Source organism: Halorubellus salinus (genome assembly GCF_020567525.1).
In the GTDB taxonomy this organism is placed as follows: Archaea; Halobacteriota; Halobacteria; order Halobacteriales; family Natrialbaceae; genus Halorubellus; species Halorubellus salinus.
This window is the reverse complement of the sequence record NZ_JAJCVI010000004.1, coordinates 153680-173150: the sequence shown is the minus strand read 5'-3', so window position 1 is coordinate 173150 and position 19471 is coordinate 153680. Positions and strand designations below refer to the sequence as shown.

General features: G+C 69.6%; 20 protein-coding genes, 1 tRNA gene and 1 pseudogene. 11 read left to right on the top strand and 11 right to left on the bottom strand.

From position 1 onward, the window contains the following. Positions 1 to 34: 34 nt before the first annotated feature. Positions 35 to 946: an alpha/beta fold hydrolase gene (locus tag LI336_RS12085; RefSeq protein WP_227133388.1), complete on the bottom strand. Its 912-nt coding sequence runs from the start codon at positions 944 to 946 to the stop codon at positions 35 to 37. Between the two features lie 322 nt (positions 947 to 1268). On the opposite strand from LI336_RS12085, the gene LI336_RS12080 reads away from it, so the two are divergent. Continuing rightward, a complete protein-coding gene (locus LI336_RS12080) occupies positions 1269 to 1589 on the top strand; it encodes a hypothetical protein (protein WP_227133387.1) in 321 nt (106 codons plus the stop codon). Between the two features lie 102 nt (positions 1590 to 1691). Next, a pseudogene (locus LI336_RS12075) lies at positions 1692 to 2642 on the top strand (formate/nitrite transporter family protein); the annotation flags it as partial. 84 nt (positions 2643 to 2726) lie between these two features. Here LI336_RS12075 and LI336_RS12070 read toward each other — a convergent pair. The 3 genes from LI336_RS12070 to LI336_RS12060 all read right to left on the bottom strand — a co-directional run bounded on the left by LI336_RS12070 (position 2727) and on the right by LI336_RS12060 (position 5317). After that, positions 2727 to 3518, bottom strand: a complete 792-nt coding sequence (locus tag LI336_RS12070) for an ABC transporter permease (protein WP_227133790.1) — start codon at positions 3516 to 3518, stop codon at positions 2727 to 2729. Between the two features lie 14 nt (positions 3519 to 3532). After that, the gene (locus tag LI336_RS12065; RefSeq protein ID WP_227133385.1) at positions 3533 to 4540 is read right to left on the bottom strand and encodes an ABC transporter ATP-binding protein; all 1008 of its coding nucleotides are present in this window, start codon (positions 4538 to 4540) and stop codon (positions 3533 to 3535) included. A 156-nt stretch (positions 4541 to 4696) separates the two neighbouring features. Next, entirely contained in the window at positions 4697 to 5317 is a 621-nt protein-coding gene (locus tag LI336_RS12060) for a LysE family translocator (RefSeq protein WP_227133384.1), read from the bottom strand. A 115-nt stretch (positions 5318 to 5432) separates the two neighbouring features. On the opposite strand from LI336_RS12060, the gene LI336_RS12055 reads away from it, so the two are divergent. Then, positions 5433 to 6152, top strand: a complete 720-nt coding sequence (locus LI336_RS12055; protein WP_227133383.1) for a class I SAM-dependent methyltransferase — start codon at positions 5433 to 5435, stop codon at positions 6150 to 6152. Positions 6153 to 6201: 49 nt separating this feature from the next. Here the strand turns inward: LI336_RS12055 and LI336_RS12050 are convergent, their stop codons facing one another. After that, the gene (locus LI336_RS12050) at positions 6202 to 6465 is read right to left on the bottom strand and encodes a hypothetical protein (protein WP_227133382.1); all 264 of its coding nucleotides are present in this window, start codon (positions 6463 to 6465) and stop codon (positions 6202 to 6204) included. A 524-nt stretch (positions 6466 to 6989) separates the two neighbouring features. Between LI336_RS12050 and LI336_RS12045 the strand changes: the two genes are divergently transcribed. Continuing rightward, positions 6990 to 8021 carry a DUF7544 domain-containing protein gene (locus tag LI336_RS12045; protein ID WP_227133381.1) on the top strand — a complete coding sequence of 344 codons (1032 nt, stop codon included), beginning with the start codon at positions 6990 to 6992 and terminating at the stop codon, positions 8019 to 8021. 102 nt (positions 8022 to 8123) lie between these two features. Then, positions 8124 to 9749 carry a gamma-glutamyltransferase gene (gene ggt / locus LI336_RS12040; protein ID WP_227133380.1) on the top strand — a complete coding sequence of 542 codons (1626 nt, stop codon included), beginning with the start codon at positions 8124 to 8126 and terminating at the stop codon, positions 9747 to 9749. A gap of 19 nt (positions 9750 to 9768) precedes the next feature. Here ggt and LI336_RS12035 read toward each other — a convergent pair whose 3' ends face one another. From LI336_RS12035 to LI336_RS12025, 3 genes are all read right to left on the bottom strand, one after another. Beyond that, a complete protein-coding gene (locus LI336_RS12035) occupies positions 9769 to 10905 on the bottom strand; it encodes a hypothetical protein (protein ID WP_227133379.1) in 1137 nt (378 codons plus the stop codon). A 103-nt stretch (positions 10906 to 11008) separates the two neighbouring features. Then, a complete protein-coding gene (locus tag LI336_RS12030; RefSeq protein ID WP_227133378.1) occupies positions 11009 to 11278 on the bottom strand; it encodes a DUF7513 family protein in 270 nt (89 codons plus the stop codon). Next, a complete protein-coding gene (locus LI336_RS12025; protein ID WP_227133377.1) occupies positions 11275 to 12870 on the bottom strand; it encodes a Na+/H+ antiporter NhaC family protein in 1596 nt (531 codons plus the stop codon). The genes LI336_RS12030 and LI336_RS12025 overlap by 4 nt, the downstream gene beginning before the upstream one ends. 203 nt (positions 12871 to 13073) lie before the next feature. Between LI336_RS12025 and LI336_RS12020 the strand changes: the two genes are divergently transcribed. From LI336_RS12020 to LI336_RS12000, 5 genes are all read left to right on the top strand, one after another. Beyond that, positions 13074 to 14156 (top strand): VOC family protein, encoded by a 1083-nt coding sequence (locus tag LI336_RS12020; protein ID WP_227133376.1) that lies wholly within the window; start codon positions 13074 to 13076, stop codon positions 14154 to 14156. Positions 14157 to 14158: 2 nt separating this feature from the next. Next, positions 14159 to 14887 carry an alpha/beta hydrolase gene (locus tag LI336_RS12015; RefSeq protein WP_227133375.1) on the top strand — a complete coding sequence of 243 codons (729 nt, stop codon included), beginning with the start codon at positions 14159 to 14161 and terminating at the stop codon, positions 14885 to 14887. A 31-nt stretch (positions 14888 to 14918) separates the two neighbouring features. Beyond that, the gene (locus tag LI336_RS12010) at positions 14919 to 15686 is read left to right on the top strand and encodes an alpha/beta fold hydrolase (protein ID WP_227133374.1); all 768 of its coding nucleotides are present in this window, start codon (positions 14919 to 14921) and stop codon (positions 15684 to 15686) included. 94 nt (positions 15687 to 15780) lie between these two features. Further along, entirely contained in the window at positions 15781 to 16245 is a 465-nt protein-coding gene (locus LI336_RS12005; protein ID WP_227133373.1) for a hypothetical protein, read from the top strand. 270 nt (positions 16246 to 16515) lie between these two features. Beyond that, on the top strand, positions 16516 to 16911 hold the full coding sequence (locus tag LI336_RS12000) for a hypothetical protein (protein ID WP_227133372.1): 396 nt from the start codon (positions 16516 to 16518) through the stop codon (positions 16909 to 16911). Between the two features lie 172 nt (positions 16912 to 17083). Here LI336_RS12000 and LI336_RS11995 read toward each other — a convergent pair. Then, positions 17084 to 17156: transfer RNA gene (locus tag LI336_RS11995), tRNA-Pro, on the bottom strand. A 193-nt stretch (positions 17157 to 17349) separates the two neighbouring features. Here LI336_RS11995 and LI336_RS11990 point away from each other — a divergent pair. Beyond that, positions 17350 to 18186, top strand: a complete 837-nt coding sequence (locus tag LI336_RS11990) for a bacteriorhodopsin (RefSeq protein WP_227133371.1) — start codon at positions 17350 to 17352, stop codon at positions 18184 to 18186. 145 nt (positions 18187 to 18331) lie between these two features. On the opposite strand, the gene LI336_RS11985 is transcribed toward LI336_RS11990, so the two are convergent. After that, positions 18332 to 18673 carry a hypothetical protein gene (locus LI336_RS11985; protein WP_227133370.1) on the bottom strand — a complete coding sequence of 114 codons (342 nt, stop codon included), beginning with the start codon at positions 18671 to 18673 and terminating at the stop codon, positions 18332 to 18334. A gap of 92 nt (positions 18674 to 18765) precedes the next feature. Continuing rightward, a complete protein-coding gene (gene trmY / locus LI336_RS11980; RefSeq protein WP_227133369.1) occupies positions 18766 to 19362 on the bottom strand; it encodes a tRNA (pseudouridine(54)-N(1))-methyltransferase TrmY in 597 nt (198 codons plus the stop codon). Positions 19363 to 19471 lie beyond the last annotated feature (109 nt).

Genomic DNA, 19471 nt, shown 5'->3' with positions numbered 1-19471 from the left:
GCGCCTTACCGTTTTGCGTCCCGGGCCGGCCGCGTCACGCGGTCTGGAGGTGGGCGAGGAGCGCGTCGTTCACGCGGTCGGCGGCGTCGAGCTGGACCCAGTGACTCGCGTCCGGGATGCGTTCGACGGTCAGGTCCGGGATCCACTCGCCGAGGCCGTCGGCGTTCGCGGGGACGAGCGCTTCGTCGTCGAGCCCCCAGCAGACGAGCGTCGGCGCGTCCACGCGCCCCTCGGGCATGGGGATGCGCGCGGACGAGAGCGGGAGTTCGTCGCGAGCGCCCTCGCGGACGAACGACCGATAGTAGTTCACCGTCGCGGTCGCCGCACCTGGCTGGAGGAACGCCTCGCGGTAGTGTCTGGTCTCCTCGCGCGGCATCGACCCCGCGAACAGCCGCCCGACCGCCTGTGCGTCCTCGCGAGTGAGCCCGAACTCGGGCAGCCAGGGCAGCTGGAACGCCAGCATGTACCACGAGCGCCGGAGTTGCGCGGGCGTCCGCAGGAGCTCGCGGAACCGCTCGGGGTGGGGCGCGTCCAGGATGGCGAGGCGGTCCACGACGTCGGGCCGCCGGATGGCGACAGACCACGCGACCGCACCACCCCAGTCGTGGCCGACGACGTGCGCCGAGCCGGTCGACGAGTAGTGCTCGACGAGGCCGACGACGTCCTCGACGAGCCGGTCCACCCGGTACGCGTCGATACCACGTGGCTTCTCGCTCTCGTTGTACCCGCGCATGTCCGGGACGACGACGCGGAACCCGGCGTCGACGAGCTCGGGGATCTGTTCGCGCCACGAGTACCAGAACTCCGGGAACCCGTGGAGCAAGACGACGACGTCGCCGTCTTCGGGACCGGCGGTGACGACGCTGAGGCGGACCCCATTGACCGCGACGTCCTCGCGTTCGAGGTCGGCGTCCACGTTCGCGGCGAGCGTCTCGAAACTCGACATGCACGACGCTACGACCGCCGCCATCCTAACCGTGGTGGAATCAGCGAGTTGAGGTGTCCGTCGCGACGTCGGTCGAGGCATGGCACACGGAACGGCCGATTGCGGAGGACCCGAGTGGTTCGTCGCGCCCGCCCGTACCCTCGTGTGCGACCGGCCCGTCCACGGTCAACGGCTGACCTCTGAGCGCGTCGACGCCCGTCCGACCGGGCCGGTCGCGACCCACGGCGACGGGTAGCCCGGGCCGCGACGCGAGTACTCCTGGCCGCGAGGTCGTCCGTCGTCGCTACAAATAGTATTTGCCGTCAGGTGACATAGACCACGTATGGGATTGTCACCCCCTCGAAACCGGTTGATCGCGATCGCCATCGGGCTCCTGCTCCTCTTCACCCCGGCAATCCTCATCATCCTCAGCTTCGCGGTGCTCTCTCTCACCACCGAGATCGTGCTCGACCAGATCACGCCACTCGTGTTCGTCGAACTCTACCTCCTCGACCTCCTGTTGTTCGTCGCGTTCGGGTACGGCGTCTACCGGGTGACCATCTGGGTGGTCACCAACCGCATCCCCGACTCCCTCGACGCCATCGAATCCGACGACGCGGACCAGGATCGACGCGACGCCGACGCTACGAAGAACCAACAGTGAGCGCGTCCGCGACCGGACTTCGCGTCGACGAACGCGGCGTGCGTCGAGGGAGCGTCCATCCCAGGAGAATAAGTATCGTTCTCCCGGAAGTGCTGACGTTCAATGACCGCACCTGACGATCCAGAGGAGGACATCCCGATTCGGGAAGTCGTCGACAAGTCCCATAGCGGTGCGCCGGCGAGGGGGACCTTGCTCCGCGACCGGTTCTCGACCGACGAGGTGTTCCAGCGAATCGTCTTCGCGGCCGACGAGGAGATCACGTCGACGCGGCGAGAACTGTTCTTCAGCGGCCTGGCCGCCGGGTTCGCCATCACGCTCACGTTCCTGCTGTACGTCTCCGGGACCGCGTCGACCGGCGGCGCTCCGCTCGCGAGCCTCGTTCTGTACCCGCTTGGGTTCATCTACATCATCCTCGGCGGCTACCAGCTGTACACCGAGAACACGCTCCCGCCCGTCGCCCTGGTCCTCGAACGCCTCGTGAGCGTCCCGAAACTCCTCGGGAAGTGGCTGGTCGTGCTCGCAGGGAACTTCACCGGCGGTCTCCTCGGCGCGCTCGTGCTCGCTGGCACCGGCGTCTTCTCGGCGTCGCAGGAGGCCACGGCCGTCGACATCGCACTGGCCGGCGTCCAGACGCCCTGGGGGAGCCTGTTCTTCAAGGCCGTCTTCGCGGGATTGATCGTCGGCGGCGTCGTCTGGATCGACTACGCGGTCCAGGACACGGTGTCTCGACTACTCATCGTGTACCTCGCGTTCTTGGCGATTCCACTGAGCGACCTTTACCACGTCGTGGTCTCGTTCACCGAGGTCGTCTACCTCGTCGTGCTCGGCGAGATCGCGCTCGCGACGGGACTCTCGCAGTTCGTCCTTCCCGTGCTCCTCGGGAACACCGTCGGGGGCGTCGTCCTCGTGACCGCCGTGAACTACTTCCAGACGACTCGCGAACGTCTCGAACAGATACGGTTCCAGGGCCCCGATCGGAAGTTGTCGATCCGCGAAGTCCTGTTCGGCGGGCTCGTCGGGCGGTCGTACGTGCGCGTCCTCAGCGAGGAAGAACGACGCGAACGCAAGCGGTGACGGACCCGGACGTTCGAACGCCGAGTCGAGCGGACGCGGTGATGGCGCAAGCCGGGTTCGTCCTCACTCGGTGAGGCCGTACCCGCGCTTGACGAGTGCGACGTCGATGGCGAACACGACCGCGGTCGCGCCGGCGAGCACGCCCAGGGACAGCCACGGGTTCAGGACGTTCACGTCGAGGAAGCCATAGCGGACGGCGTCGACCGTGAACACCATCGGGTTCAGGAAGCTCAGCGTGTAGAAGAGGCCGTCGAGGGCGTCGAGCGGGTAGAAGACGCCGCCGAAGAAGACGAGCGGGCGGATGAGGAACTGGTTGAGGACGGTGAGGTAGTCGAAGTCCCGCGCCCAGAGGCCGCCGACGACGCCGATGCACGCGAACAGCGCCGCGACGAGCGTCAAGGCCACCGCGAGGTAGAGGGGGTGCGCGATGGAGACGAGGTCGTACGCGGGGTGCGCGACGGTGAACGCGACGCCGACGACCGCGATGATGACGCCGACGAGGACGCCGCGGAGGGTGCTGGCGGCGACGTACGCGAACGTCGTCTGGCCGTAACTCAGCGGGCTCGTCAGCACTTCGTGGATGTACTCGTTCCAGCGGCCGTGGAATATCGAGAACGACGCGTTCTCGAAGCCGTTCGAGACCGCGCCGAGGACGACGAGACCCGGGAGCACGAAGAGGATGTAGGGGATGGCGTCGCCGTAGCTTCCGATGCGTTCGCCGAGGATAACGCCGAACACCGCGAAGTACAGCACGTTGTTGATGAACGGCGGCAGGAACGTGTTCCGGGGGCGACGGACGTACCGGAGTATCTCGCGGCGGACGAGCGTCACGGTCCCGGTCGAGAGGCCAGGGATGCTCGAGGCGACGCTCACGCCTGGGACACCTCCGCTTGGGCGGGAGACTCCTCGTCGCTCGCGCCGCCGTCGCCCGCGTCACCGTCGCGCGCGGTGCTGGCGTCGTCGCCGGTCATCTGCACGAAGATCTCCTCGAGGCTCGTCCGGGAGACGTCGAGGTCGACGACCTGGTGGCCGGCGGCCTGGAGCGCGGTGACGACGTCCGCGACCGCGCGCCCGCCGTCCTCGACGCGGACCGTGAGGCGGTCGCCGTCGACCGCGGCGTCCAGCACCGCGTCGCGGTCGAACGCGGGGACCTCGCGGGGCTGGTCCGCGAGCGTGATGGTGATGGTGTCGGTGCCGCGACTCATCAGGTCCTCGGGGGTCGCGACGTCCAGCACGCTCCCTTCGTCCATGACGGCGACGCGGTCGCAGAGGCGTTCGGCCTCCTCGATGTAGTGCGTCGTCAGGAGGACCGTGGTCCCGTTCGCGTTCAGGTCGCGGACGACGTTCCAGAGGTCCCGGCGGAGCTGGACGTCGACGCCCGCGGTCGGCTCGTCGAGGATGAGGAGGTCGGGGTCGGTGACGAGCGCGCGAGCGAGCAGGAGCCGGCGCTTCATCCCGCCGGAGAGCCAGTCGAAGCGCTCGTCGCGCTTGTCGTAGATCCCCACTCGCTTCAGCGCCTCGTCCGCGCGCTCGCCGGCTTCCTCCGGCGGGATGCCGTGATAGCCGGCCTTGTGCTCCAGCACTTCGCGGATGGGGAAGAAGCGGTCGACGTTGAACTCCTGGGGCGCGAGCCCGATGGCGTCCCGGGCGTTGCGGTAGTCGTCGACGACGTCGTGCCCGAACACTTCGGCGTGCCCGCTCGTCTTCCGCGTGAGCCCGACGAGTATCTCGATGAACGTCGTCTTCCCCGCGCCGTTCGGCCCGAGCAGGCCGAAGAACTCGCCGTCCTCGACGCGGAGGTCGAGGCCGTCGAGCGCGCGGAGGTCGCCGTACTCCTTCACGAGGTCGGAGACCTCGATGGCGGCGGTATCGGTCATTAGCGGATTCAGTCGGTTCGCGGCCTAAAGGCCCTCGGAACTGGATGCGACCGCGTCGCACCCGGCAGCCGGTCGGTCGAGGTGACAGCCGAGGACTCCAGCAGCCGCTCGACGACGGTCTCGAGCGAGCACTCCAGCAGCCGGTCGATGGCGGTCTCAAGCGATGACGTCCTCGCCGAGTGCGACGACCGCGCCGAGTACGAGCATCGTCCCGCCGGAGCCGCGCCGCAGCCACGTGCGGACGCCGGGGCGGTCGACGAGCGCACGGGCGGTCCCGGAGGCGAGCGCGAGCGCGCCGAGGTAGACGGCGGTGATGGCGGCGTAGAGCGCGCCGAGCGGGAGGAGTTCGACGCCGGCGCCGAACTGCGGGAGGAACGCGAGGAAGAACAGCGCGACCTTCGGGTTCAGGACGTTCGTCACGAGGCCCTGCCGGAAGCTACCGCTGGCAGTCCGGTCGTCGACCGACAGCCCGCCGTCGCCCCCGCGGAGCGTCGCGACGCCGAGGTAGACGAGGTACGCGGCGCCTGCAAGTCGGACGACGTCGTACGCGACCGCGGACACGCGAAAGAGCACGGAGAGGCCAGCGACTGCGGCGACGGTGTGCACGAGCACGCCCGCGGCGACGCCGAGCGCCGCACGCGCACCGGCCGTGCGGCCGCCGCCGACGGACTGCGCGAGCACGAACGCCGTGTCCGGGCCGGGCGCGAGGATGAGCCCGACTGCGGCGACCGTGTACGCCGCGAGCGTCGCGACGTCCGGCAGCACTCCCTGGAGCATCGTCGCAATCGTCGACGCCGACCCACAAAGGCGTTCGCCGGCCGGCAACGCTTCCCTGGGCGGTCCCGGTGACCACAGCACTTTTTCCACCCCGACGCGTGCGATTCGAGTCCCCATGACTCCAGACGACGCCGACGACCCCATCGCTCGGGACGCGTACGACGAACTCGCGGACTCGTACGCGGTGGACGTCCGGGAGAACGCGTACAACGCGCACCTGGAGTTCCCCGGGACGACGTCGCTCGTCCCGGACGTCGACGGGAAGCGCGTCCTGGACGCTGGCTGTGGCACCGGCGTCTACTCCGCGTGGCTCGTCGAGCGCGGCGCCGACGTCGTCGGCGTGGACGTGAGCGACGAGATGCTCGCGTACGCTCGCGACGCCCTCCCCGACGACGCGCCCGCCGAGTTCGTCCAGGGCGACCTCGGCGAGCCACTGGACTTCGAGGACGACGCGTTCGACGGTATCGTGAGCGCACTCGCGCTCAGCTACGTCCAGGACTGGGACCACGTCTTCGCGGAGTTCCGGCGCGTCCTCCGCGACGGCGGGTTCCTCGTGTTCTCGACCGGCCACCCGCTCGACCAGTTCGGCGCGGACGCGCCGGCCGCCGAGAACTACTTCGAGATAGAGCGGTTGACGAAGGAGTGGGACGTCGACGTCCCGTACTATCGACGGCCGTTCGGCAAGCTGCTCCGGCCGCTGCTCGCGAACGGCTTCCGGCTTGCGGACGTCCTCGAACCGCAGCCGACCGAGGCGTTCCGCGAACAGCGACCCGAACGCTACGAGAAGGAAGCCACGAACCCCGTCTTCATCTGCGTTCGCGCGACCGCCGAGTGACGCCGCCCGCACCGCGCAGTCACTCGAAGACGCCGCCCGCACCGCGCAGTCACTCGAAAACGCGGCTCTCCTCGCGGAGCGCGTTCGCGTCCGCGAGCACGTCCTCGAACTGGTCGGCGAGCATCGCGATCTGGACCTCGTTCCCCGAGGCGTCGGTCGCGACGACCTTCACCTGGCTGTCACCGAACTCGCGGATCTCGACGTCGTCGGGGTCGAAGAGCTTCGCTTCCGCGGACTTCGTCGGCGCGCCGACGTTCTTGATGGAGCCGTCCTTCAGTTCGACCATGAAGTCGGAGATGTTGACGTTGAGCACGACTGCTCCTTCGAGAGTCCGCACGAAAAAGTGTGAGTTTCCGTCGACACGTCTCGATCGTCTCCCGCTCCGACCCCCTGAACGTCCGTTCAGCGGATTCCGGTGGCGGCCAGCCGTCGCTTCTCGCGTTCGTCCTCGGAGCTGTCGTTCGGTCCTGCCGCGATGCGCTCGCCGAATCTGTCGTCGATGACCTTCGCCATGATCTACCACCACAGACACACCCCCGCCCACACATATATTTCTCCTGTCATGTGCGCGTGTGTGCGTGTTACGTCCGCTCGCGCCCGCTCACGGGCGTTTCGGGCGCGCGTTCACGCTCGCGATGGCGCGCGTGGTCGCGTACGCGCAATGGTATCCATTATCCCCAGCACCGAGACACGCGACACCGAGACGTCCAGTCCAAGATACCGTCGCCGACCACCGGACGAGTCCCGACGTATTCGGCCACGGCAAGACGGGGAAGGCACCGGTTACCGTCCGATTGTTACTGTATTACTACAGCTATTCACGGTGAAACGCGCGCCATGGCCCCGCTCCATGCTCTAGAGAACCTCGACGATGCGCTCGACGCGACGACGGGGTTCCTCAGACCGGTCGACCGCTCGACGTGGGTGAAGCTCGCGATCGTCGCGTTCTTCATCGGCGGTCCGGGCGCGAACGCGAACAGCGTCCAGTGGACGTTCGGGGGTGGTGGCGGGAACGGCGGTGGCGGGCCGCCGAACGTCGTCTTCGAGCCGCTCGGCGGCGTCGAACTCCTCGCCGCCGCCGCCATCGTCGCGGTCGCCCTGACGCTTGTCGTCCTGTTCGGGTTCGTCGGGTCCGTGATGGAGTTCGTGTTCGTCCGGTCCCTCCGCGAGGAGGCCGTTCAGGTCCGCGAGTACTGGGGCGCGCACTGGCGTCAGGGCCTCCGACTGTTCGGGTTCCGGCTCGCGCTGTTCGCGTTCGTGCTCGGGAGCGTCGTCGTGCTCGCCGTCCCGGTCATCGTCGGCGTGCTCGACGTCGGGACCGTCGGCGGCGGGGTCGCGGTCGCGTTCTTCCTCCTGCTCCTCCCGATCTTCGTCGTGCTCGCCATCACGGTCGGGCTCGTGAACGGGTTCACGACCGTGTTCGTCGTCCCCATCATGCTCCTCGAGGAGTGCGGCGTCCTCGCGGGCTGGCGGCGCCTCTGGCCGTCGGTCCGGACCGAACCGCTCCAGTTCCTCGCGTACCTCGTCGCGTCGTTCTTCCTCAGCATCCTCGGTGGCATCCTCGTCGCCGTCGTCACGCTCGTGCTCGCGCTCGCACTCCTCGTCCCGTTCGGCGTCCTGTTCGCGGTCGGTGGCGCCGTCCTCGCGTTCGTCTCCGAGCCCGCGGGTATCGCGCTCCTGGTGGTCGTCGGCGTGGTGTACGCGCTCGCGGTGCTCGCTGTCCTCGCGCTCGCCCAGGTGCCAGTGCAGACGTACCTCCGGTACTACGCGATGCTCGTCCTCGGCGACGTCGACCCCGACCTGGACGCGGTCCCCGAGCAGCGCGCTCGCGTCCGCGGGGACGACGCAGCGGGCAAACCAGCGGCCTGAGCCCGCGGGCATCGACGCCGGCGCGGACGCGAGGGCGACCGAGTGCCGGCAGCACCGTCCGTGGGCACCGTCATTATACCGCACGGGTCGGTAGGCGGGGTCATGACAGCTCCGGACCTCGATTCGTTCTCGTCGCGGCGGTCGACCGTGTACGGGCAGTCGGGCGTGGTGGCGACCAGTCAGCCGCTCGCGGCGCAGGCGGGCGTGGAGACGCTGCGGGACGGCGGGAACGCGTTCGACGCCGCGGTCGCCACGGCTGCGGCGCTGAACGTCGTCGAGCCGACGTCGACGGGCCTCGGTGGCGACGTGTTCGCGCTCTACCGGACCGCGGACGGGAACGTCGGTGCGATGCGGTCCTGCGGCGGCGCACCGCAGGGCGCCACTCGCGAGCGCGTCCGGGAGGCGGTCGCGGCGGACGCCGACGACGACGTCGACCCGGCGGACGCGGAGATGCCGTTCACGGGCGCGCACGCGGTGACCGTCCCGGGGACCGCGCGCGGCTGGGAGGCGACGACCGAGGAGCTCGGACGGCGGACGCTCGGCGAGAACCTCCGGCCCGCCATCCGGTACGCGACCGAGGGCTACCCGGTCACGGAGGTAGTGAGCGCACAGTGGCGCCACGCCGAGGAGCTGTTCACGGACGAGCACGCTCGCGACGCGTACCTCCCGAACGGGCACGCGCCCGCCGTCGGCGAGCACGTCGCGCTCCCGAAGCTCGGGCGCTCGCTGGAGCGCATCGCCGACGACGGCGCGGACGTCGTCTACGAGGGCGAGATCGCGGAGGCCATCGCGAGCGAAGTCCAGGACAAGGGCGGGTTCATGACCGTCGACGACCTCGCGGCGTTCGAACCCGAGTTCCTCGACCCCGTGAGCACGACGTACAACGGCGCCGAGGTGTTCGAGCTCCCGCCGAACAACCAGGGCCTCATCGCGCTCGAAGCCCTGAACGTCGCCGAGGCGATCGATGCCGGCGAGCACGACCACGACTCGCCGGACCGCGTGCACGCGTTCGCGGAGGCGACCAAGCGCGCGTTCCACGACGGCCACCGCTACATCACGGACCCCGAGTACGAGACCGTGCCGGACCTCGGGTCGAAGGCGTGGGCGCGAGAGCGCGCCGCGGACATCGACGACGAGCCGAGCGACGTCTCCTTCGGCGTCCCGGACGCGCACGCCGAGGACGCCGACACCGTCCTCCTCTGCGTCGCCGACGACGAGGGGAACGTCGTCTCCTACATCAACTCGCGGTTCGCCGGATTCGGGTCCGGGCTCGTCGCCGGCGACACCGGCATCGCCCTCCAGAACCGCGGCGCGTCGTTCTCGCTCGACGCCGACCACCCGAACGCGCTCGAACCCGGGAAGCGCCCGTTCCACACGCTCGTCCCCGCCATCGCGCGATTCGACGCGGACGACTGGGCGGCGTTCGGCGTCATGGGCGGGTACATGCAACCACAGGGCCACGTCCAGATCATCTCGAACGTCGTCGACTACGACATGCCCATCCAGAAAGCGCTCGACGCACCGCGCTGGCGGTACCGCGAGGACGGCTCGCTCGCACTCGAACCCCGGCTCGCGGAGGCGATGGGCGGTGCCCTGAACCGCCGTGGCCACGACACCAGCGTCCTCCACACCGGGATGTTCGGCGGCGCACAGCTCGTCCGGAACCAAGAGGGGACGCTCTCGGGCGCCACCGAACCGCGGAAGGACGGCGCCGTCGGCACGTACTGAAACGGGAGCGGCGCGAGCCTCAGACGGGAGCGGTACCGAAGTACTCGGTGCCGCTTCGGTCCGCCCAGGCGGTGTACTCGCTGTCGAGTCGGATCGCATCACTGCTCGCGGGCGGCGTTCCGCGCGACAGCTGGCCGTTGAACCCGCCCGACTCCTCCGTGTACAGGTACACCGTCTCACCGGACTCGATCGGTTCCCCGAGCGGGTACGAGATTTCGTTCCGCCTCGCAGCTTCGTCGTAGATGATCAGGTTCGTGTTCGCCTCGATGGGGTTCCCGGACTCGTGCGTCAGGCGGACGGCGTACTCGTCGTCAGTCAACACCACCGAGACGCGCGGTCGTCGTTCCTTCGCGGTCGGCAGCCAGTCCGGTTCGCGCACCGTCACGTCGTCGACAGAATCGACCGCGTACCGCACGCCGTACTCCTGTCGACCGACGTTCGTCCCCGACGCGGTCATCTCGCCGTCGAGCGACCGGATGAACCCGCGTTCGTCGACGACCATCGACCCGGAGAGCGATTCGAGCTCGCCGTTGAACCACCCCGGGACGGATGCGTCGGCCTCGAATCCGGTCACCTGCGTCTCCCACCGAGCCGGAGACTCCCGGCGCACCAGCGACGGCGCACTCCAGACGCCACCCGCGATGAACGGCCGCACCCACGCAGCGAGCGTGAGCCGCTCCATGTCGTATCCATCGCGAGCCTTGCCGTACGAGTACTCGTCACCGATATCCTCCCGCCAGAAGCCACCGTCCGTCGACCGGAACATCGTTACCGGGCCACCCTCGTCGAACGTCCACGAGCCGACCGCGCCGGCGTCGCCGACGCGGTACTCGCGACGTAACTTCACGATCTCCCGTCGTTGATTGAGCAGCGTCCAGTTCGTCGCGAACGACCGCTGCCCGAGTTCGCGGAGGTGATAGTCGAACAGGTAGTTCCCGACGCCGTCCGCCGAGAGCCCACTGGGGAGGTCCGGGTCGCGCTCCCCGGTCTCTGACGTTCGAGTCGCCGTCGTTCCCGTGTCCGTGCTCGTGCTGGTCGCGGCCTGTGTCTGCCGCGTCGACCGTGCGACCGTCGTGGTCGTTCCCCCTTCCGAGAGCCGGAGACACCCGCCGGTCCCCGCGACACCCAGTACCCCCAGGACCTCGCGTCGCTTCATGCACACCCGGACTATCCGGCGAGTGATAATTCTGATGACCGATAACGTGCCGCAGACGACGAGGGGAACGTCGTCGCCTGCATCGACTCGCGGTTCGCCGCGTTCAGAACGCGGACTCGCCGACCGTCTCCAGGTAGACGACCGTTCCGGTGGCCGCGTCCGCGTCGAACGCGGTGACGCGACACCGCACGCGCTTGTCGACGAGCGCCGGGTCGCCGTCCTCGAGGCGGAGGACGGTATCGCCGATGCGGACGACGGGCGTGCCGTCGTCGTCGACGCCCGTGACGAACGCCGACAGTTCGTCGTCGACGCTGAACGACGGTTTCCGCGTCCGGAACCCCCAGCCCTTCGTGTACTTCTCGAGGAGACTCATACGCGCGCCACCTCCTCGGCCTCGCGGTCGGTGGTGTACTCCAGCCCGAACCCAGTGAGTGCGGAGAGCAGGAACACGCCGACGAGCAGCCAGCCGTGGAAGACGTACGGGAACACGTCGGCCGGATTGACGACCATCGCCTGCGTGAACCACTCGTACTGGGTCGGGAGCTCCGTCAGGGTCGCGTACCCGACGAGGAGGCCACCGGACCACGGGAAGATGTACCCGAGCGCGCTCGTGTTCGCGTCGAGGATGTTCGCGCGCCGATACCCGTTCACGTTGAAGCGCTCGCCGAGCCGCGCGACGTACGGCGCGATCGCGATCTCGGCGGCGGTGTTAATCGTGATCATCGCGTTCACGAGCGCGGTGCCGAGCACCATCGTCGTCTCCGCGCGCCGCACCGACGTCGCGACCGATTCGAGCAGCCAGTCCTGGATCGCCTGGAAGCCGCCGCCGCGGATCATGATCTGTGCGCCGGCGACGATGAGGAGGACGAGGACGATGAGCGGGAAGAACCCGGCGGCGCCCGAGTAGAGGCTCCCGCCGACGCTCGCACTCACGCCCTGCTGGGAGGCGTCGACGAGTTCGACGAACGGGAGGAACTCGAGGGCCTGCGCGGCCGCGAGGTCGTCGGACGCACGGAAGACGAGCATCTCGGAGACGGGCGCGAGCCCGAGCGCGACGTTGAACGTGGCCGCGACGACGAGCCCCCACGAGATCGCCTCCACGATGTGTCGACCGCTCACGGCGGTCCCGATGACGACGAGCATCGAGACGAGGTGGACGAGCCCGAGCGGGTCGCTGTTCTCGACGAACACCGACTGCGCCTGCCCGGAGACCTCGACGCCCGTCATGACCTGGCCGGCGGCGAGGTACGCGACGAACGCGAACGCGGCCGCGACGATCGCGTACTTGAACCGCGAGGCGACGACGCCGCCGATGTCGGCGTCCTGCGTGACCGCGCTCACGATCGTCGTGTCCGACACGGGCGCGAGGTTGTCCCCGAAGACCGCGCCCGAGAGGATGGAGCCGAACAGGAGCACGGGGTTCGCGCCGAGGAGCACGCCGGCGGGGAAGAACAGCGCGCTGAACGCCACCGTGGCGCCGTACCCGGTCCCGATCCCGGTGGCGAGGAGCGCGCAGAGCACGAACGTCGCCGCCGGGAACAGCCCCGCGGTGAGGCCGGCGACGTCCGCCGCCCACACGAGCCCGCTGACGAACCCGCCGGTCTGGATGGTCGCGGCGAACATGCCCGCCCAGAGCCACGCGACGACCGCGGTCGCGGCGACGCGTCGCGTCATCCCCTGGAATATCGTGTTCGCGTACGTCGTCCACGAGCCCTTCACGAGGAACAGGCCGCCGATGAGGCCGACGAGCATCCCCGCGACGAGTCCGGTCGTGTCCCCGATGCGGAGCACGCCGCTCTGGACGATCGCCCAGAGGACGAAGAAGGCGAGCGGGAACGCGCTCAGCCACTTGCCGCCGCGGAACGTGATGTCGGGCTCGTCGGCGTCGTCGACGCCACCGAGGTCCGCCCCGACGTCGTCGAGGGCGTCCACTGATGCGTCCGGTTGGTCGCGGTCGTCAGGCATCTGTATCCAGGGCCAACAGCCCCCCCGGTCAAATGCTTGCTTTTGCAGGGCGCTCGCGCGTGAAGGAATTGGTCGGGTCGCGACGCCACGCCCCGGCGACCGGTCGGATGCCGGCGATGCGGCCCGGCATTCGGTCGGGTGCCGGCGATGCGGGCCGCTGGGAGCGCGTACCCCTTTGTCGATGGCGGTCGTCAGTTCGAACGATGCTCCCAGACGCGACCGGCATCCACCACGTCACGTCGATGGTCGGGAACCCGCAGGCGAACGTCGACTTCTACGCGGACGTCCTCGGACTCCGGCTCGTGAAGCAGACGGTGAACCACGAGGACGTGCTCCGCCACCACCTCTACTACGGGAACGGTACCGGCGACCTCGGGACGCTCTACACGTGCTTCCCGTACCCGAACGAGCCGCCGGGACGACGCGGCCCGCCCCAGCTCACCGCCACCGCGTTCGCGATCCCACCGGACGCCGTGGGGTACTGGCGCGACCGCCTCGAAGCGCGCGGCGTCGACGTCGACCGGCGAGAGCGATTCGACGACGTCGTCCTCCGCTTCGCGGACCCCGCCGGGACGCGACTGGAGCTCGTCGCCGCGGACTCGCCCGTCGAACCGTACGGCGACGGAACCGTCCCGGGCGACGTCGCCATCAGGGGCATCCACGGCGTCACCGCGCTCCCCGTCGACCCGTTCCAGACCGCGAGCGTCCTCGAGACCCTCGGGTTCGAGAACCACGGGCAGGACGGTCAGCGCGTGCGGTACGCCGTCGACGGCGCGCACGCGACCGTCGTCGACGTCCTCGACCGCGGCCACGACGACGCGACCACCGGAGGCGACGACGCGTCGACCGGTGGCGACGACGCGACTACCGGTGGCGACGACGCGACTACCGGTGGCGACGACGCTCCCGGCGAGACCGACGGGGACGGCGACGCGAGCGAGTTCGGCGGGTTCGGTCGCGAGGGCGTCGGCACAATCCATCACGTCGCGGTGCGCGTGCCCGACGAGGACGCGTTGTTCGCGTACCACGACCTGTTCCGCGAGCGCGACGTCTCCGTGTCGCGGGTGCGGGACCGGCACTACTACCGGTCGCTGTACGTCCGCGAACCCGGCGGCATCCTGTTCGAGCTCGCGACCGAAGCGCCCGGCGTGACCGGCGACGAGCCCGCGAGCGCGCTCGGCCGCCGACTCGTCCTGCCGCCGTGGGCCGAGGACGACCGCGAGATGATAGAATCCCAGCTGCCACCGATATCCGTCCCCGACCAGCCGCTGCTCGGAGGCGGGTGACGATGTCCGACGACGACTCCACTGCGGCGACGCCGACCGCACCGCCGTCGCCGACCGCGAGCGCACCACCGCCCCACGGCGGCGAACCGGTCGTCACCGCGGGCGCGCCGCGCGGCGCGACCGAGGTCGTCGTGCTCGCGCTCCACGGCCGCGGCGCGACCGCGCAGGGCGTCGTGAACCTCCTCGACCCCGCGTACCGCCACGGCGCGACCTTCCTCGCGCCCGACGCGCACCGCAGTCGCTGGTACCCTCACGCCACGACCGCCGACCGCGAGCGCAACGAACCCGACCTCTCCTCGGCGATCGCGGTCGTCGACGCCCTCGTCGCGCACGCCGTCGACCACTTCGGCGTCGCCCGCGAGCACGTCGTCCTCGCCGGGTTCTCGCAGGGCGCGACCGTCGCCGCCGAGTACGCGCTCGCGAACCCGCGGCGATACGGCGGCGTCGCCCTCCTCAGCGGCGCCGCCATCGACATCGACCCGGCCGCGGACGACGCCGAAGCCACCGCGGGCTCGACGGGCGGCGGGTTCGCGGAGACGCCCGTCCTGCTCGCGGTCGGCGACGACGACCCCCACCTTCCCCGGGCGCGCGTCGACGCGACCGCGGCCGCGTTCCGCGACCGGGACGCAGACGTCGACGTCCGGATCGCCGAGGGCGTCGGCCACGAGGTCACCGACGACGCGCTCGCTCGCGTCGGCGCGCTCGTCGACGCCGCCGGCGACCGCGCCTAGCTTTTTGTCGCGCCCGCTCGTCGCCCCTCGCGTGCTCGACCACGCCAGCGCGTTCGGCGACCAGCGAGACCCGACCGTGGTCCTCCTCCCGCCAGCCGGCGCCACCCGGTACGCCTGGACGCCTCACGCCCGCCAGCTCGCCGCCGACGACCACCACGTCGTCGCCGTCGACCTCCCCGGACACGGCACGCACCCCGACCCGTCGTTCGCGTTCGAGAGCGCCGTCGCCGACGTCGGCGCCGTCCTCCAGGCGACCGAACGCGGCGTCGTCGCCGGCCACTCGCTGGGCGGATACGTCGCACTCCACGCCGCCGTCGCCCACCAGCAGCGCGTCGACGGCCTCGTGCTCGCCGGCGCCGCGACCGACTTCCGCTCCGTGCCCGGACTCGCCGTGAGCGCAGTCTCGACCGCGCTCTCACCGGTCATCGACGCCATCGGGCACTCCGAGCGCGCGACGAACTGGCTCGACGACCTGACGGGCGACGTCCGCGACGACCAGCGCCCGCCCGACGACGTCGACACCCACAACCCCGCCACCGCGCTCGCCGACGGCATGCGCGCCTCCGCCTTCCAGGACACCTGGCCGATCGTCGAGACGTACGACGGCCCGACGCGCATCGTCCACGGCACCGACGAAGCGTTCGAATCCCACGCCCGCGAACTCGCGGAGCGCGTCGACGCCGACCTCGTCCGCATCGACGGCGACCACCGGACCCCTATCCAGCACCCCGACGCGTTCACAGACGTCCTCGCGGACTTCGCCGGCGACGTCGCCATCGCGCCGCTCGCACCCGAGTGACGCGACGGGAGAGGAAAGTGACGAGCGACGAACGCCGCGAGACGAGCGACGTGAGACGACCACGCTTTTGCCGACGCCACCAGTCCACGCCGACATGCGTACCCTCCCCGACGACACGGACGTCCTCGCCCGCACCCGCGCCGCCTACGCGGACGACCTCGGCGAACTCGTCGTCACCCCCGACCGCATCGCGTTCGAGCACGACGACGCAAACGGCTTCGTCCGCGTTGACGTCGACGCCGTCACCGCCGTCTCCCACGCCAGCGACCCAACCGACCGCCTCGACGACTACGTCGGCTTCGGCGCGCTCGCCGCAGCCGCCACCGTCGCCAGCTACGCCTTCGCCAACCCCATCGCGACCATCCCCACCGCCATCGCCATACTCGCCACCATCTACGTCGCCGGCAAGGCGTTCCTCTCGAACCGCCAACGACTCCGGATCGACGCCGACGGCACCACCTACCCCTTCGACCACGTCAGCGTCGACGAAGCCCACGACATCCGCGTAGCCGTCCACGACCAGCGAGAAGCGTCCGACAGCGACGACACGCCCCAGTAGCTCCACGGACCCGAACCACCGGCAAGAACCGCGACGCCGTCGCCCCCGGCGAGCGAGAACGCGGACGCCGACGCGGCCGTGTACGCCCCGGTCCGACCGAATCGAGACGCGATGCCGTGACCGCGTCCGCCTCGAACCTCGACGGGAGACGGGAGGTGCGAGGACCGGTGGCGTCGTCGGAATCGAGACTCGATACGACGCCAGGAACGAACCGAGATACCAGTCGAGGACTTAGATGCGGTCCGGTCGAATCGACTACCACGCACAGTCATGGCCTCCTCAGAAGCGACGTCCACCCCCGGCGACCGATACCCGACGAACGACCACCACGAACGCCGCCTGTTCGAGCGACTGCACCGGTCGCTCGCGCGCCGACTCCGGGCCATGAACGCCGACTGGCTCCCGGCGTTCAGAACCCGGTCCGAGGACAGCTGCGTCGACGCCTGGGAGTCAGGTGCCATCGTGGTGTTCGACGTCGGCGACGGGATCCACTGCCGACTGCGAGACGGCGACGGCCAGGCCCGACACTACGCCGGACCACGGCGCGGGTGGATCGACGTGAAAGGCCCCACGACGCGAGACGCCATCGAGCACTACGGCCGCATCTACGACTGGAAGACGGTGGCGCCCGCAGAGAGCCAGTTCGACGCCGCAGCGGATTCGTGACGCGCCGTCCCGAACCGCGGAACCGGGCGACTCGATGCCAGTGAGAGTGCGGGCGGCCTGGGCCAGACTCGGATTCGAATCACGCGAGGCCCGTGGGCTCGCTCGTGAGAACAGGGTTGCGGCTATCCACACAGCCGTCGCTGCGGAGTCGTTGAAGATGCGGGAAAGGTAGTGGGCCGGCACGAATTTGAATCGTGGTTACGGCCACCCGAAGGCCGAAGGATACCAAGCTACCCCACCGGCCCGCACATACAGATAGACGCCGCGGTGTCTTTAAGACTTCCGAAAGTTCGAGGGGGCGTTGCCGTGGCGGTGCGATGCCGGGCGGGCGCTTCTTCGCTCGGGAGTGTCCGTCGGTCGGTGCTCGTCGTCGAGAGAACCGGAAAGCCGCGTCTCCTGTCTCACCACTTATTGTTTTGTCTCACGAATATAGGACGTATGCCATCGGCGATAACCGGGAACGTGGCTGGTCTCGTGCTGCAAGCAACCCAATCGGACGCGTTCTCGCAGATCCAGGACGACGTCCTGTTGAGTTCGTCGCTCTGGGTGAACATCGCGCTCGCTGGCGCGTCCATCCTCCTGTTCGTGTACATGGGGCGGAACGTCACGAGCACTCGCGCCCGGATGATCTGGGGCGCGACCCTCATGATACCGCTCGTCTCCATCTCGAGCTACCTCGGGCTCGCGTCCGGACTGACCGTCGGGTTCATCGAGATGCCGACCGGGCACGCGCTCGCCGGCGAGGAAGTGATGAGTCAATGGGGCCGGTACCTCACGTGGGCGCTGTCCACGCCGATGATCCTCGTCGCGCTCGGCACGCTCGCGGACGTCGACAGGAGTAGCCTCCTCACCGTCGTCGCCGCCGACATCGGGATGTGCGTCACTGGGCTCGCGGCCGCACTCGTCACGTCCTCGCTCGCGTTCCGCTGGCTGTTCTACGTCGTCAGCTGCGCGTTCTTCGTCGTCGTCCTCTACGCGCTCCTGACCGAGTGGCCCGCAGCCGCGAAGCAAGCCGGGACCGACGAGATATTCGGGACGCTCCGCGTGCTGACGGTCGTCCTCTGGCTCGGGTACCCCATCATCTGGGCGCTCGGCGTCGAAGGCCTCGCGCTCGTCCAGTCCGTCGGCGTCACCTCGTGGGGGTACTCCGCGCTCGACGTGTTCGCGAAGTACGTGTTCGCGTTCCTCCTGCTCCGCTGGGTGGCGGCGAACGAGGACACCGTCGCGACGCCCGGCGCCGGCGCGGCAGCGGGCGCCACTCCCGCCGACGACTGACAGTCGACTCGCCCCTCGTGAACTGCTTCAATCGCCGTGCGATTCAGGCGCCACCGAGTCACTCGCCCTGAATCGATTCGGTCGCCGTCGAGTCACTCGCCCTGAATCGATTCGGTCGCCGTCGAGTCGCTCGCCCTGAGTCGATTCAGTTGCCGTCGAGTCGCGTGACGACGCCGACGTACTCCTTCTCGTTGCCGGCGGTGAGGCGCGTGGCGCGCACCTGGCCGGTGGTGTAGGATTCGGCGAGTCGGTAGCGTTCGCCGTCGTCGGCGTCGACGAGCGCCTGGCTGGCGCCGAGGGCGTCGGTGGTGGCGCGGTCGACGGTCCCACTGAACTCGTAGCGTTCGCCGGCGCGCGGGCCTTCGTCGCCGAACTCGGTGCGGAGCTGGACGTCGTCGTCGTCCTCGAGCGCGCCGAGCGCGTCCCTGACGGACTGCGGTGTGTCTGGCGTCGAGCCGTCCGCTTCGCCCGAAGGAAGGTCTGACATGGCCACGGGTTGGACGACGCGCGCCTTAGTTTTGCCCCTCGCGTTCGTGGAAACGAGGTGACGTGACGGGCGGTGCGGTGGCGTGACGGCGGTCAGAACTCGCGGTAGCCGTCGGTGTCGCAGTAGTGGTGCGCGACGGTGATGGAGTGGTCGGCGTGGAGGACGGTGGGGCCGAGGCGGAGGCGGACGTCGGCCGCGTCGGCTATCGTCGCAGCTTCGTCGTCGGTGAAGTCGCGGTGGTCGGAGAGCACGAACACCGGGTGCGCGGGTGGTTCGCGTTCGTTCGCGGGCTCGCCGTCCTCGTGGAGCGCGACGACCGTCCCGTCGCGCGCGAGCCGGTCGAGCGTCGCCTCGAGGCCCATCCGGTACACCTCGATGCCGGGCGAGGGCGTCGCGGGCTGGTGGCCGATGGCGTCCTCGCGTGATTCGAGCGCGTTCCGGACGAGTGCGGCGATCGAGCGCTCGTCGGGATGGAGGTTCCGGACGGTCGCCCCGTCGACGCTGACGGTGTACGCGTCGCCGAGGACGAGGTGCACTTTCGCGTCCTCGCGGATGCCGTGGCTCGCGAGGAGGCCGGCGTTCAGGCAGCGTGCGAGCAGGTCCATGCGGCCCGCGTCGCTCCCGAGCGCGGAAAGCGAGAAGTCGGGGTCGGTGGGGGCGTCGTGTGCGACGACGACGAACTGTCTCATGTGCTCGCGGAGGACCGCGGGCGCGAAAAGCGGTGCGGAATCACCACCGACTGCCGCGTCCGAGGTCGTTGACTCCCGGCCGGTCGCCGCGCCCGAGATGGCAAGGAAC